The sequence below is a fragment of the Enterococcus plantarum genome, assembly GCF_001730295.1.
In the GTDB taxonomy this organism is placed as follows: domain Bacteria; phylum Bacillota; class Bacilli; order Lactobacillales; family Enterococcaceae; genus Enterococcus_L; species Enterococcus_L plantarum.
The window spans coordinates 46,495-59,063 of record NZ_MIKA01000013.1 but is presented as its reverse complement, the minus strand read 5'-3'; the positions used below and the strand labels follow the sequence as shown (position 1 = coordinate 59,063).

The window sequence follows — 12,569 nt, the reverse complement described above, 5'->3', positions numbered from 1 at the left end:
AGCACTTAGTAGAAGATCTGAATCGAGAAAAAAATCGGGGGCACATGGTCCTGCAGAATGCTGGAATCAAATTAACCTCAGTGATTAAAGATATCTATGGAAAATCTGGCAGAGCCTTACTCTATGCTTTGGTTAAAAACAAGCGAATCACAGAAACACTTATTCTCGAATGTGTTTATACAATATTACGCAGAAAAGTTCCTCAGTTGCTCGAATCCTTAGAAGGGTTTATGACGCCTCATTATCGTAAAATGTTATCTCTTCATCTCACTCAAATTGAGTGCTTAGAAAAACAATTAGTAGAAGTCGAAGAAACAATAAACGACTATCTCGTTCCTTATGAAGAATACGTAGAACGTTTAGAGGAAATCCCAGGAATCAATCGAAGGACGGCGGCAGTTGTACTCGCAGAAGTGGGGGTAGATATGTCTGTTTTCCCGACATCTGGACATTTGGCTTCATGGGCAGGAGCGAGTCCAGGAAATAATCAAAGTGCTGGAAAGACACGAAGTAAACGTGTAGGGAAAGGAAATTCTTATCTAAAGAAGGTCTTAGCGCAAGGGGCCCTGGCCGTTTCCCAAGGGAAATCCAATCGAATCCAAGCATTTTTCTTTCGGGTAAGAAGAAATGCTGGACACAAAAAAGCGGTTGTTGCGACCGTTCATTTAATAATACGTATCATTTATCGGATGTTTTCCGATCAGTCCCGCTATAATGAACTTGGAGGAAGTTATTTACAAAATAGAAAGAACACTCTAACATTTAGTCGCTAAAGTGTTCTAGACCAATTATAGCTAACTACGCATTAGGTAGGAGGTAGCTTTTTTTGCTTTTTTTACAAGTTTAGTTTTCGTATAAGAAGTGTTTAACTCCGAGAAATAAGAAGGAATTTACGAAAATTGCTCTTCAAATTTTTGTGCCCAAGTAGGTACTGTGCACCATCAACTCGTTCTTTGTTGTGTTTTACAACAATTTCAGATTATTTCCGAAGGAGTTGCTTCTGCGCCCACCGTTTATTCGGTTACTAAGAGCCTGAAACATAACCTTTTTAGTTATGTTTCAGGCTCTTTATTTTTTGAGTTATAAAAAAACCTGACGACTAGTCGTCAGGTTTTGAATTTACTAAAGTTAATTAAGCTTTGTTAACGTTAGTAGCTTGAGGACCACGTTGGCCTTCTTCAACGTCGAAAGTCACTGCTTGACCTTCTTCTAAAGTTTTGAATCCGTCGCCTTGGATAGCTGAGAAATGTACGAATACATCATTACCGTTTTCTGCAGTGATAAATCCAAAACCTTTGTCTGAGTTAAACCATTTTACTGTACCTGTTTCCATAATAAAAATCCTCCTTGTGATATACACATATTTTGCAATTACTTGAAAGGTGAAAATGTGGAAGATGTTTATTTGAAACAGCTACACATATATTACCGAACAAAAACTACACTCTTACTATAGCATATTTAGGCCCACTTGGCTAGTAATATCTCTCCTAAAAATAAAAATTTGTTAAGAAATGAGGATTAATTGTCAAAATAAGTGTATTTCTGTTATAGTATAGTAGTATTGAGCGTTAAATATGAAAGTAATGATAGAGTTATATCGTAGAAATCTATTCCGAAGGCGCAGCCTTGGAGCTGCATAGATTTGAAAGTAGGAAGGGTTCAGATTGTTTAGATGAGAATAAGGTTATCCTTACTAATAGATAGTTTTTACATGGTTTTATAGCTAACAAAATATTTAATTAACTTAATTAAAGAGCCACTCAACGTATCTGTTGAGTGGCTCTTGTCCATTTCATAGGTGAAATTCTTAGTAGCGCAGAATCGCTAATAAAGTTTTTTCATCTGGAGCGGCTTTTTGATCTAACACAAACACTTTTCCGCCTGTTCTAAGAACATTATCGGTTACTTTGTTCAAGACTTTTCGACGGTCAAATTCTTCTGTTGACATGTCAGTTGTTTCATTAACAAAATTAGCCGTGGAGATGAAGAAATGGGATACCTTCCCTTCATCAGAAGCAGGTACGATATCAACAAGTTGATCAACGAATTTTTTGTCTAATAATTGATTATAAGCTGCTGTTTCTATTGCTTCTAATTCTTGATTGATTTTATAAGCACCTTTTTCGATGTCCTGAAATGAAACTTGGGCAGGAGAAAGTGAAACAGAGGCATCTGTTACGAAGTAAGGATTTTTTGCAATTTTTTTAAATAATGTTTGATTTTCAGGCAAAGCGTATAAGCGAATAGGTAAATTATCAGGGTTTGAGAATGTGTCCTTTAAGTAACTATCGATGGCTTGATAATAGTTAGTCCAATCAATTTTTACTTCTTCATCTTTGGTGTTGACACCATGATAAGCAACGCCTTCTTTAGATGAACCATTGTACCCGTTTCCGCCTTGAATAGAGTAGTTCATACTGCCACCAGTCAACTCATCACCTAAAGTGCCCACAAGATCAGTTGGTGCATCAGCAGGTAATTCAATCGCTTTTACCCGATTGTTTTCAACTAAATACAGTTGCATAGCATCACGGTTTAAAGCCATTAAATAGTAACGATAGTTGAATTGGTTATTTTTGATGATGCCTAGGAGATAAGGTCGGTCGTCAACGTAATATTGATTATCAACGGGAACATTTAATCGATGAATAAAGATGTCTTTTTCACTTATAATGATGGATACACTTTTTGTTGCATTACGCCAAAATGAAGCATCAGCAAGCAATGCATCGATTTTTTCTTGAAATGGCACCCAAGACAAGTCAGTATACTTTTTTTCGAAGCGGACTTTTGCAGCTTTAGCAAAATTTTTTAATACTAAAGAATCTTTTTCGACATCTTGGTGAGCGACATGAGTATTTAGAATAAATGTTACAAAGGGACCTTGAACTTCGTCAGAGAACAGAACAGATAAATTGTCTTTTTCTTGATCTAACATAATACATTCCTCCTAAATTTAAAGATGTAACAAGCTATTCGATGAAGCCTATAATGCTCAAGTAACCATTAGTAGCTACTATTAAAAGTGTAGCACAGGCATAAAAATGTTGGAACTAATAAGGGTTAGAAGAATAGAAACAAAAGCAAATCATAAAGAATCATTGTATGAGTAATTCCTCATAGTTTTTTTATGAAATACAAAATAGGGATTCATTTTTATTTTAAGGAGAGATGCTAATATGTCCTCATGCCAATTATCCCGAATTGGTTTTTCATACTTACTCCTACCAAGAGTAAATAACAACCTTCATTTCCACCACAGACGACGGTCGTGGTGGTTTTTTTGTTTTAGTAGACAGAAAGAGTGGAGCTAAAATCAAAAAAATGATTTTAGCTCCACTTTTTTCATTTGTAACTACAATGCTTCAATAAATCGATTTGTTCGAAACAATCGTGTTTCCAAATTTTTTCCTAATTCAATAGCCGCATGTTGCCCTTTACCACTAAATTTATACCGAATAGCATCTGCATTTGTTTTGGCAGCGATATAAGAAACACCAAAATTAGCCTGCATTGTATGAATCAAACGAATATAAAGGGCACTTTCTGATATCCCAAAACGACTCGACAGTTGTGATAAATTCCATCCTTCTTTTAAAAAGCGAAAGAATACCACATCAGGTACAAGGATTGCAGAAGCGCCAATATTTGCTTGGAACTCATGAAGTACTTCATTATAAGAGTAGTGCAAACTACGTTCTGTATCAGTAAAAATCGTATCATTTTCAGTCATATGAAATAAATAATGCGTAATCTCATGACTGATTGTAAAGTTCTTTCTTTTTTCACTCATGTTTTGATTATAGCCAATCGTTGTCTCTAAAGAGTCTTTAACAATCATACCAGAAATACGATCTCTTGCGACACCATCAAATGGAAAACTGCGCATTGAAACTCCCTTAGATCTTACGAAATCCCAAAGATAGGAACAATCGTAATTTTCATAACCGATATTATTTGCGACCATCAAAGCCGAGATATAATCGTTTATTTTATCCGAAAAACTAAGATATTCATCAATTTGCTCTGTCATCCAATCACGCCTTGTCGTCTTGTTTTAATTCTCGTTCTCGTTCGATTTCTGACCGTCTGAAACGCAAAAACCGATTTACTTCATCTTTCAATTCATCTACTTCGTTTTCAGATAATCCTTCGGTATTCATCCGAAACATGATTTGGGAAGAAAGATGTTCTTCTTGATGTGCTTCTTTAATAGAAGGTATTTCCGATCTTCCTAATAAATAGTCCGTTGATACGTCAAAATAATCGGCCACTTTTTGGATATTTTCTATTTTAGGGGAAGAAGTATCCCAGCGACGAATTTGCCCGTTTGAAATACCTGTATTTCGTTCGATTTCAGCAAATGTAACTTTTTTCTTGTCTGCGAGCTCTTTGATTCTGTAAGTTAAACTCATGTTTTTCAACCTTTCATAAGCTTAAATGAAAAAAATGTTAGCTTTTAAGCTATTTTTAGTTGACAATTAGCTTTTAAACTATTAGTATATTCTTATAAGCTAATTTATCAGTAGATAGTTAGGCAAAGCCATTCTAGCAGTCAATTTCTAAAATCAGAAAGCGGCGGAAGTAGAATAGAGCTTATTTAACTATACTTACATGATAGCGTAAATGCTAATTTTAGTCAATGATTTTATCGTATAATAGCTAATTCACTAAAAATCAAGAGACAAAATGGAGGGCATAAAAGAACTGTGCGGTACTAACGTATTACTTTGATTTACTTCAGCAGTATCAGAGGACTACCTTAGGGTCTAAAGAGAAGAAATTCAAACCATCATACTATCAAAAAAGAGTTGCTATTGTGTTGAGTCAAACCATTAAGAAAAGGAGAGGATAAAAGATGCTATTATTTCCTGAAATCGATCGAAAGAAAACAAAAAAGAAAGTTCATGCTTTATTAAAGACTTACCGTTCCTTAGTAAGAATCGCTGGTGAAAAACATTCGCCTAAAGTAACAGCAGCCTATACATTTGAAATGAAAAATGCCAATGGAGAATTTTCCCGTAAAGTTGATAAAGTAGTGGACCGAAAATATCTTGCTGAAGTTGAGCTAGCCAAGATTATAGAGGCTATCAACCAGTTGGATACTTATGATAGACAACTATTGTACGATAAGTATATGGACCGCAACTTTACAACAAACATCGCGATTTATATGAAGCATCACATGAGTGAAAGTAAGTTTTACCGAGAACTAGATAAAGCGATGATCCGATTTGCGGAGTCATATGAAAGCGGGAAACTCTTGAGTGAAAAGTGACATCATTATGGGAGAGATATGCCAGTTTCATCATAGAAAAACCGAGTAAACTATTCTTATAGCGTTAGTTAAACAATGATCAAAAATAAACGAGAAAAGGCATTAGGTTTGAACTATCGTTTCTATTCAAAAGCAATAATAACTGTAGGAAAAAAAGTAAAAGGTGGTAATTATGAAGATGTTTGAGTATTTAGATCGTTTTTTAGTTGATACAGATCATAAAGCAATTTATGTTTTAACCTTGATTTGTATCGCGATGATCATCGATTTTTTAAGCGGCAGCTTAGCTGCAAAAATCAATCCCAAGATCGATTTTTTAAGTAAAGTAGGAATCAATGGCATTTTAAGGAAAGTGGCTAGTATGGTTTTGCTGATGTTTTTTATTCCCTTAGCGCCATTGATTCCAGGTGGAGCAGGTGTAGGATTAATTTATGTGTTATATGTTGGTTATCTGTTAATGGAATTAAAGTCCATTCTTGAAAATTATAAAAAGATGGGGATCGGGACCGAATTATTTGAGGATTTTATCAAAAATATTAAAAGTGGCAATGAAGATAAATAGCTCTACATAATGTTGGGTCCATAAAAAATGAAACTGTAATCAGATGTATCTGCCAGTTTCATTTTTTTCTATTTCATTTTCTCAGCTTTGAATGAACGAAAGAACGTTAGTCCTAAAGCCGTTAAACATAATATAAAAGAACCAAAAAAGTGATTCTCATTCCAAAAATAAAGACATCAGGTCGCTCACTTATAGACGTTGTGACACGTTGACCATAAACCGCGCTCATCGCGTTATAAAAAATGGTTGTAGCTCTAACCCAATACCTAGAACCATTCCTACCTTACGAGCAAAGGAGTCCATACTTCCAGCTACACCAAAATCTTCTTTTGAAATACTACTCATGACGGTCGTGTTATTGGGAGGTTGGAACAACACATTACCTAATCCCATAATGCTAGTCGCTAAAATATAATACCAAAGTGGAGATCCTTGATTTAAAACCATATACATTAAAGTGGTGACCGACAACAAGACTAAGCCAGAAAACGCTAGAATTTTTGTTCCGATTTTTATCCGTTAAAAAACCACTGATTAGAGAGCCAATAACCATTAATAAAGGAAAGACCATCCGATTTTTTTGTACAAGGGGATTCTCTTGAAATTTATTCACTGATTCCATATAGTCATCTCCTTAAAAAAGTATAAACAGTCTGCTATTATCTTACTCCTTTTTAAAAAAGGAGTGAAAAAAGCTTAGTTTTGTTTTCAAAAGTCAGATCATAAATGAATTTAGGAACTTTGGAGCAAGGAAAGGCAAATTGAATAGAAATTAAGTTTGTTTATTTTTAACTTCTGTTACAATAAAAGAAGAATAACTGTACTAAAATATCTATTTTTTTGTTATACTTTTTAAATGAAGTCAATAACTGAGGAACTTGTATCTGTTTCAAAATCTCCTTAAGAGACATTAAAACAGATTGCGTATTCAAAAAAGAAAGCTCCTGATTTCTATAGAAACTAAAATCGATTAATGACGACTGAAAGTAGTTCCAATGACTAGATACTTAAGACTATGAATTTTGATTTATCTTCATGAACCTACTTTTTAGGGAAAGAAATAAAAACGGAATGCGCTCATTGTGCGTATAGAATAAGGAGGATATTATGGCGACGAAACATGATCAAATATTAAAATATATTGAAGGTTTACCGATTGGGGATCGTATTTCAGTTAGAAGTATTGCCAAAAATCTTGGTGTTAGTGAAGGAACAGCTTATCGTGCAATCAAAGATGCTGAAAATATCGGATTGGTTTCAACGATTCAGCGTGTCGGAACGATTCGGATCGAGCGCAAATTAAAAAAACATATTGAAAAATTAACATTCGGCGAAGTAGTTCGAATCATCGAAGGTGATGTTTTAGGGGGCTCAGCTGGTTTAGATAAGGTTTTAAATAAGTTTGTGATCGGTGCGATGACTGAAAAAGCAATGACTCGCTATATTACCCCAGGCTCATTGATGATTGTCGGAAATCGCCAAGGCGTTCAAAAATTAGCCTTAGAAAACGGGGCTGCTGTTTTAATTACTGGTGGATTTGATACAGAAAACGAAATTGCTGAACTGGCAGATGAATTAGAAATGCCTGTATTAAGAACAACGTACGATACGTTTACCGTAGCGACAATGATCAATCGAGCGTTAAGCGATCAATTAATCAAAAAAGATATCATGTTGGTCAGTGATATTTATACAACCTTAGAAAAAACAAACTACTTATTTTCAACCAATACCATTGCGGATTACCAAAAACTTTCTGAAAAGACGCATCATTCTCGTTTCCCTGTAGTCAACAAGAGTCTAAGATTGGTCGGAATCGTTACAGCAAAAGATGTTTTAGGCAAATCAGAAACTTTAACGATGGACAAAGTTATGACAAAAGATCCAATCGTTGTGAAAAAAATGATGAGTGTAGCAAGTGTCAGCCATCAAATGATTTGGGATGGATTGGAAGTCATGCCGGTTGTTGAAGATGATTTATCTTTAGTGGGCTTTGTTTCTCGGCAAGATGTGATGAAAGCGATGCAATTGGTTCAACGGCAACCGCAGATTGCAGATACGATTTCGGATCAAATTTCTGGTGAAGTCATGCCAATTGAAGAAGTAAGTAAATCAGATGAGCCACAATTTAAATTCTCAGTCACGCCTCAGATGGTCAATAGTGTAGGGACAATTTCTTTCGGTGTATTAAGTGAAATCATCTCAAATGTGACTCAGCGCACGATGATCACCAATCAACGAAGAAATGTCTTGATCGAACAAATGAGTTTGCATTATCTGCGTTTGATTCAATTAGAAAGTGAACTGGATATTCGTCCAAGAGTCTTAGAAATCGGTCGTCGTTCGGCCAAATTAGATATTGAAGTTTATTTAGAGAACGCTCTTGTAGCCAAAGCAATCGTGGTGTGTCAAGTGATGGAACGGACATAGGAGGAAATAGAATATGGATGTTGTAAAAGAAATTTTAACAAAAATAAAAGCGTATCAAACCATTATTATTCATCGTCATCAACGACCTGATCCAGATGCAATTGGTTCACAAGTTGGCTTAGCTGAAATCTTGAGAGCAAGCTTTCCAAATAAGAAGATTTATCAAGCGGGTGGTTCGGTTGAAGGGTTAGAATTCTTAGCTGAAATGGATGAAGTGTCTGACGCAACCTATCAAGGGGCATTAGTTATTGTTACTGATACAGCTAATTCTCCTAGAATCAGTGATGAGCGCTATCATTTAGGGGCAGAATTGATTAAAATTGATCATCATCCTAATGACGATCCATATGGTGACATCGTTTGGGTCAATACGAAAGCAAGCAGTTGTAGTGAGATTATTGCTGATTTTTATCATCTAAATGAAGATAAGCTGATTATGAGTAGTAATGCTGCTCGTTTGCTTTATGCTGGCATTATTGGTGATACAGGGCGATTTTTATACCCTGCAACAACACCGCATACTTTAGAAGTAGCTGCCAAATTGAGGACATATAAGTTTAATGCCGCTGAGCTGACTCGTGAATTAGAACAAATTCCGATGAACGTGGCGAAACTAGCGGGATATGTGTATCAAAATATTGAAGTAGATGACTATGGTGCAGCGAAAGTTATGCTACCTCAGGCATTACTGAAGGAGTATGGGATAGTGGATTCAGAGACGGCTGCGATTGTATCTTTACCAGGCGTGATCGACGAAGTTTTAGCATGGGGGATTTTCGTAGAGCAGCCAGAAGGCTATTATCGAGTACGTTTACGTTCAAAAGGACCTGTGATCAATGAGTTGGCCAAGGAGCATCATGGTGGTGGGCATCCTTTAGCTAGTGGAGCTAATGCCAAAAATCAAGAAGAAATCGATGCTATTTACAATGAAATCAAACAATTATGCAAAGAATTTAAAAATAACAGCTGAAAGCATTTACATATACAGCGATATCCGTTATACTAAAGCTAGTTAAATAGCGGATAGTGATTGTTTATAACAAGCTAAACCTGATTATGCCAAATAACGTTATTTGGTGTAGTTGGGTTTTTTCTTTTTTTCTAAAGGACAAAAAGTATCCAAAAATTATTTAACTAAAAATAAGGAATAGCATGGAGGAGAAAGAGTGATGAAATTTAAAAAGATGGTTGTTGGTGCAGCATTATTGTCGATGGTTTTAGTTGGATGTAGTAATGGCACTGCAAAAGAAGAAAAGAAAACCAATGCAAAAGAGAAAGAACATTCGGAAGTGGTGGTTTATCTTGCTCGTCATGGTAAAACAATGTTGAATACCGTAGATCGCTCTCAAGGATGGATCGATGCACCATTAACACCGGCTGGCGTTGAAGTGGCGGAGCAGTTAGGAAAAGGGTTGTCTGATATTACCTTTGATAAAGTCGTGACAAGCGATAGCGGACGAGCAATCGAAACGGCTGAATTAGTCTTAAAAAATAATGGTCAAGAAAAAATGATGAAAGAAATGACGAAAGACAAACGTTTAAGGGAATATAATTTTGGTACGTATGAAGGCTTGATGAACGAAGAGATGCAGACAGCTGTAGCGAAGGAACAAGGAAAAACGTTTGAAGAATACAATGAATGGATGAAAGAAGTCGGTTTTTACAAAGGTATTATCGAATTTGCCGATGTATTGTCTGGATTAGATAAGAAAAATGTGGAAGAAGGCGTGAACTGGCCAGCAGAAGATAGTAAAACAATCGTTGCTCGTTTAACAGCTGGATTAGATGATATCGTGAAGGACGCTGAGAAGGAAGGCGCAAACAACGTATTGGTTGTGTCCCATGGAATGAGTATTATTACGTTATTAGGTGAATTAGATGCAAATGCAGACCTACCAGACGACGGATTAAAAAATGCGAGTATCTCAAAAGTAACGTACAAAGACGGTAAATACACAATCGATAGTGTCAATGACCTTTCTTACGTTGAAAATGGCAAAGAAAGTAAATAAATCCAATTAACGTTACTATTTGTAAATAGAATAGTTCTTTTCTTTCGTTTAGAAGTACGCTAAAATGAAGTGATAACACTTTAAAAGAGAACGATAATGAAGGAGAATTTAAATGGAAAATTTACCAAGTTGCCCTGAATGCGGCTCAACATACACTTATGAGGATCGTGGCATGATGATTTGTCCAGAATGCGCACATGAATGGTCAGAAGCAGATGCTACAGAAGATAAAGCGACGGTGATTAAGGATTCAAATGGCAATGAGTTAGCTGATGGCGATAACGTGACAGTTATTAAAGATCTAAAAGTCAAAGGGGCAAGTGGTGCAATCAAACAAGGAACGAAGGTTAAAGGCATTCGTTTAGTGGTTGATGCGGCAGATGGTCATAATATTGATTGTAAAGTTGAAGGCTTTGGTCCGATGAAATTGAAATCTGAGTTTGTGAAGAAGAATTAATAATTACTGATTTTTAGAGGAGGCTGGGACAGAAGCTTATTTCCGAAAGGATTGCTTCTGCTCCCACCGTTTATTCGCATTTAGGGTGTGAAACAAAAGTGATTTCTACTTTTGTCTCACACCCCTCTTGTGTACTCTTAAGTTGAACCCTCTCGAAATGACTTCACTCTTTTCACTCCGCGCCAAAGATTCACAATAGCTAATAGACCACCCAAAACAAGTGGAATCCATAATAGTTCAGACGAGTAATTCAACTTATCTAGTTGCTCAATAGCATGACTCTCTTCCAAAGTCCATAAACCTTGTAATACTTGGAAACTAAATGCCATCATAAATGTAGCAATCAGTAAAAGAACAAACCCAATATAATGAAGAGTGCTTTTTTTTCTAATGATAGCAAAAACAACATATAAAAAAAGTAGAAAAACAGGAACACCAAAAGCAAAATATGGATTTAACATAAAACAAGCCTCCGTAAGTAAAAATTGAATAGTTTAATCCGGTGGAGCATTCTTATCTAGTACTCTACAACACAATCATACTGCAATTTTTTCAATTTGCAAAATATATTTTTTGTTAAAGCTATAGTTGTTAGAAATGACAAAGCGTTTAATTTCTACTAAACTAAAGAAGAAGGAGTGATTTCTAGATGTCAGCATATGCCGTACCAATCAAAACAGCGATAATCGTTTTTCCTTTTTTAGCCTTTGCGATTTCATTTGTGCTTGTGATTCGTGAATACCGGAAATACGGAACATTTTTATTCAGAAGAGCACTAATACTTTATTCATTTGTTTTCTATTTATTATGCGCTTATTTTTTAATTATTTTACCTTTGCCGCCTCGATCTGAAGTGGCCCAATACACAAGTCAAATGTTAGAATTACGGCCATTTTATTTTGTCAGTCGCTTTTTACAGGATACAGTATTGAATATCCATGATCCAAGTACGTTTATCCCAGCTTTAAGACAAGGCGTCGTGTTGGAGCCGGTCTTCAATGTTCTATTGCTGGTTCCTTTTGGGGTGTATTTACGCTATTATTACAAACTTTCATTCAAAAAAGTCGTTCTCGCTAGTTTTCTCTTATCTTTATTTTTTGAGTTGACGCAGCTGAGTGGGTTGTATTTTATTTATCCTAGACCATATCGATTAGCGGATGTAAATGATTTGATCAACAATACTTTTGGTGGAATTGTCGGATACGCGATCACACCGATGTTGACCTTTTTATTTCCAACAAGAGATGAATTGGATGAAGCGGCGTACGAAAAAGGGCAATCAGTCAGCTTGTTTAGACGTTTTGTGGCGTTTCTAATTGATTGGTTTGTGATCTCAATTGTCCAAACAATACTGATGCTTCTTTTTAATTTAATTCCAGAGTATCATCAATGGTTTTCAGGTTATTCTGCATTTGAAAATCAAGTCTGGTTTTTCCTTATGGTATTTATCGTATTTATGTTGATACCTAAACTTACAAATGGCGAAACAATCGGTAAGAAAATCGTTCGTATTCAGATAGTAGAAGAAGGGTATGAAAAAATTCGTTTTAGAGCGTTATTTATCCGTTATGGCTACTTATATTTTGTTTATGGGTTGATTAGTTCATACTTGACAAGTTCTGCTGGCTTGTTGAATTCAAACAATCGGATGTTGCAGCTAGTGAGTTTTATGCTATTTCTATTTTGTTCATTTTTACTGCTTCTGTTTTTCATCAATGTATTATATGTATTGGTCAGAAAGAAACGGCGCCTGTTTTATGAAAAAGCAAGTCATACCTATACGATCAGTACGATAAAAAGAGAGAAAAATACAGAAAATCAATAAGG

Annotated in this window: 13 protein-coding genes and 2 pseudogenes; 9 read left to right on the top strand and 6 right to left on the bottom strand. The window is 35.6% G+C overall.

What is annotated here, in order from left to right; all coding sequences use genetic code 11:
- A partial coding sequence (locus BCR22_RS07155; protein ID WP_141706551.1) for a transposase occupies positions 1-773 on the top strand: 773 nt, incomplete at its 5' end.
- Positions 774-856: 83 nt separating this feature from the next.
- Positions 857-1,036, top strand: a pseudogene (locus BCR22_RS15935) (hypothetical protein); the annotation flags it as partial.
- 96 nt (positions 1,037-1,132) lie between these two features.
- Here BCR22_RS15935 and BCR22_RS07150 read toward each other — a convergent pair.
- The 4 genes from BCR22_RS07150 to BCR22_RS07135 form a co-directional block, all read right to left on the bottom strand.
- Positions 1,133-1,333 carry a cold-shock protein gene (locus BCR22_RS07150; RefSeq protein ID WP_010760878.1) on the bottom strand — a complete coding sequence of 67 codons (201 nt, stop codon included), beginning with the start codon at positions 1,331-1,333 and terminating at the stop codon, positions 1,133-1,135.
- Positions 1,334-1,810: 477 nt separating this feature from the next.
- Positions 1,811-2,941 carry a baeRF6 domain-containing protein gene (locus BCR22_RS07145; protein ID WP_069654262.1) on the bottom strand — a complete coding sequence of 377 codons (1,131 nt, stop codon included), beginning with the start codon at positions 2,939-2,941 and terminating at the stop codon, positions 1,811-1,813.
- A 417-nt stretch (positions 2,942-3,358) separates the two neighbouring features.
- Positions 3,359-4,036, bottom strand: coding sequence for an ImmA/IrrE family metallo-endopeptidase (locus tag BCR22_RS07140; RefSeq protein WP_069654261.1), 678 nt, complete (start codon positions 4,034-4,036; stop codon positions 3,359-3,361).
- A gap of 4 nt (positions 4,037-4,040) precedes the next feature.
- Positions 4,041-4,418: a helix-turn-helix domain-containing protein gene (locus BCR22_RS07135; protein ID WP_069654260.1), complete on the bottom strand. Its 378-nt coding sequence runs from the start codon at positions 4,416-4,418 to the stop codon at positions 4,041-4,043.
- Between the two features lie 443 nt (positions 4,419-4,861).
- Here BCR22_RS07135 and BCR22_RS07130 point away from each other — a divergent pair, with 443 nt between their 5' ends.
- Positions 4,862-5,281, top strand: a complete 420-nt coding sequence (locus BCR22_RS07130; RefSeq protein WP_069654259.1) for an ArpU family phage packaging/lysis transcriptional regulator — start codon at positions 4,862-4,864, stop codon at positions 5,279-5,281.
- 178 nt (positions 5,282-5,459) lie between these two features.
- On the top strand, positions 5,460-5,843 hold the full coding sequence (locus BCR22_RS07125; RefSeq protein ID WP_373681192.1) for a phage holin family protein: 384 nt from the start codon (positions 5,460-5,462) through the stop codon (positions 5,841-5,843).
- A gap of 68 nt (positions 5,844-5,911) precedes the next feature.
- Here the strand turns inward: BCR22_RS07125 and BCR22_RS14980 are convergent.
- A pseudogene (locus tag BCR22_RS14980) lies at positions 5,912-6,414 on the bottom strand (MFS transporter); the annotation flags it as partial.
- Positions 6,415-6,950: 536 nt separating this feature from the next.
- Here BCR22_RS14980 and BCR22_RS07115 point away from each other — a divergent pair.
- From BCR22_RS07115 to BCR22_RS07100, 4 genes are all read left to right on the top strand, one after another.
- Positions 6,951-8,273 carry a DRTGG domain-containing protein gene (locus tag BCR22_RS07115; RefSeq protein WP_069654256.1) on the top strand — a complete coding sequence of 441 codons (1,323 nt, stop codon included), beginning with the start codon at positions 6,951-6,953 and terminating at the stop codon, positions 8,271-8,273.
- Between the two features lie 13 nt (positions 8,274-8,286).
- The gene (locus BCR22_RS07110) at positions 8,287-9,243 is read left to right on the top strand and encodes a DHH family phosphoesterase (protein ID WP_069654255.1); all 957 of its coding nucleotides are present in this window, start codon (positions 8,287-8,289) and stop codon (positions 9,241-9,243) included.
- Between the two features lie 199 nt (positions 9,244-9,442).
- Positions 9,443-10,285 (top strand): histidine phosphatase family protein, encoded by an 843-nt coding sequence (locus BCR22_RS07105; RefSeq protein WP_069654254.1) that lies wholly within the window; start codon positions 9,443-9,445, stop codon positions 10,283-10,285.
- Between the two features lie 112 nt (positions 10,286-10,397).
- Positions 10,398-10,742 (top strand): zinc ribbon domain-containing protein YjdM, encoded by a 345-nt coding sequence (locus tag BCR22_RS07100; protein WP_069654253.1) that lies wholly within the window; start codon positions 10,398-10,400, stop codon positions 10,740-10,742.
- A 137-nt stretch (positions 10,743-10,879) separates the two neighbouring features.
- On the opposite strand, the gene BCR22_RS07095 is transcribed toward BCR22_RS07100, so the two are convergent.
- Positions 10,880-11,203 (bottom strand): hypothetical protein, encoded by a 324-nt coding sequence (locus tag BCR22_RS07095; protein ID WP_069654252.1) that lies wholly within the window; start codon positions 11,201-11,203, stop codon positions 10,880-10,882.
- Between the two features lie 188 nt (positions 11,204-11,391).
- Between BCR22_RS07095 and BCR22_RS07090 the strand changes: the two genes are divergently transcribed.
- Positions 11,392-12,567, top strand: coding sequence for a VanZ family protein (locus BCR22_RS07090; RefSeq protein ID WP_069654251.1), 1,176 nt, complete (start codon positions 11,392-11,394; stop codon positions 12,565-12,567).
- The last annotated feature ends 2 nt before the right edge of the window (positions 12,568-12,569 follow it).

Excerpts from the sequence above, each read along its gene's own strand:
- BCR22_RS07135 (WP_069654260.1), bottom strand. The coding sequence starts at position 4,418 with ATGAGTTTAACTTACAGAATCAAAGAGCTCGCAGACAAGAAAAAAGTT.
- BCR22_RS07105 (WP_069654254.1), top strand. The coding sequence starts at position 9,443 with ATGAAATTTAAAAAGATGGTTGTTGGTGCAGCATTATTGTCGATGGTT.
- BCR22_RS07140 (WP_069654261.1), bottom strand. The coding sequence starts at position 4,036 with ATGACAGAGCAAATTGATGAATATCTTAGTTTTTCGGATAAAATAAAC.
- BCR22_RS07100 (WP_069654253.1), top strand. The coding sequence starts at position 10,398 with ATGGAAAATTTACCAAGTTGCCCTGAATGCGGCTCAACATACACTTAT.
- BCR22_RS07150 (WP_010760878.1), bottom strand. The coding sequence starts at position 1,333 with ATGGAAACAGGTACAGTAAAATGGTTTAACTCAGACAAAGGTTTTGGA.
- BCR22_RS07125 (WP_373681192.1), top strand. The coding sequence starts at position 5,460 with ATGTTTGAGTATTTAGATCGTTTTTTAGTTGATACAGATCATAAAGCA.
- BCR22_RS07145 (WP_069654262.1), bottom strand. The coding sequence starts at position 2,941 with ATGTTAGATCAAGAAAAAGACAATTTATCTGTTCTGTTCTCTGACGAA.
- BCR22_RS07090 (WP_069654251.1), top strand. The coding sequence starts at position 11,392 with ATGTCAGCATATGCCGTACCAATCAAAACAGCGATAATCGTTTTTCCT.
- BCR22_RS07095 (WP_069654252.1), bottom strand. The coding sequence starts at position 11,203 with ATGTTAAATCCATATTTTGCTTTTGGTGTTCCTGTTTTTCTACTTTTT.
- BCR22_RS07130 (WP_069654259.1), top strand. The coding sequence starts at position 4,862 with ATGCTATTATTTCCTGAAATCGATCGAAAGAAAACAAAAAAGAAAGTT.
- BCR22_RS07110 (WP_069654255.1), top strand. The coding sequence starts at position 8,287 with ATGGATGTTGTAAAAGAAATTTTAACAAAAATAAAAGCGTATCAAACC.
- BCR22_RS07115 (WP_069654256.1), top strand. The coding sequence starts at position 6,951 with ATGGCGACGAAACATGATCAAATATTAAAATATATTGAAGGTTTACCG.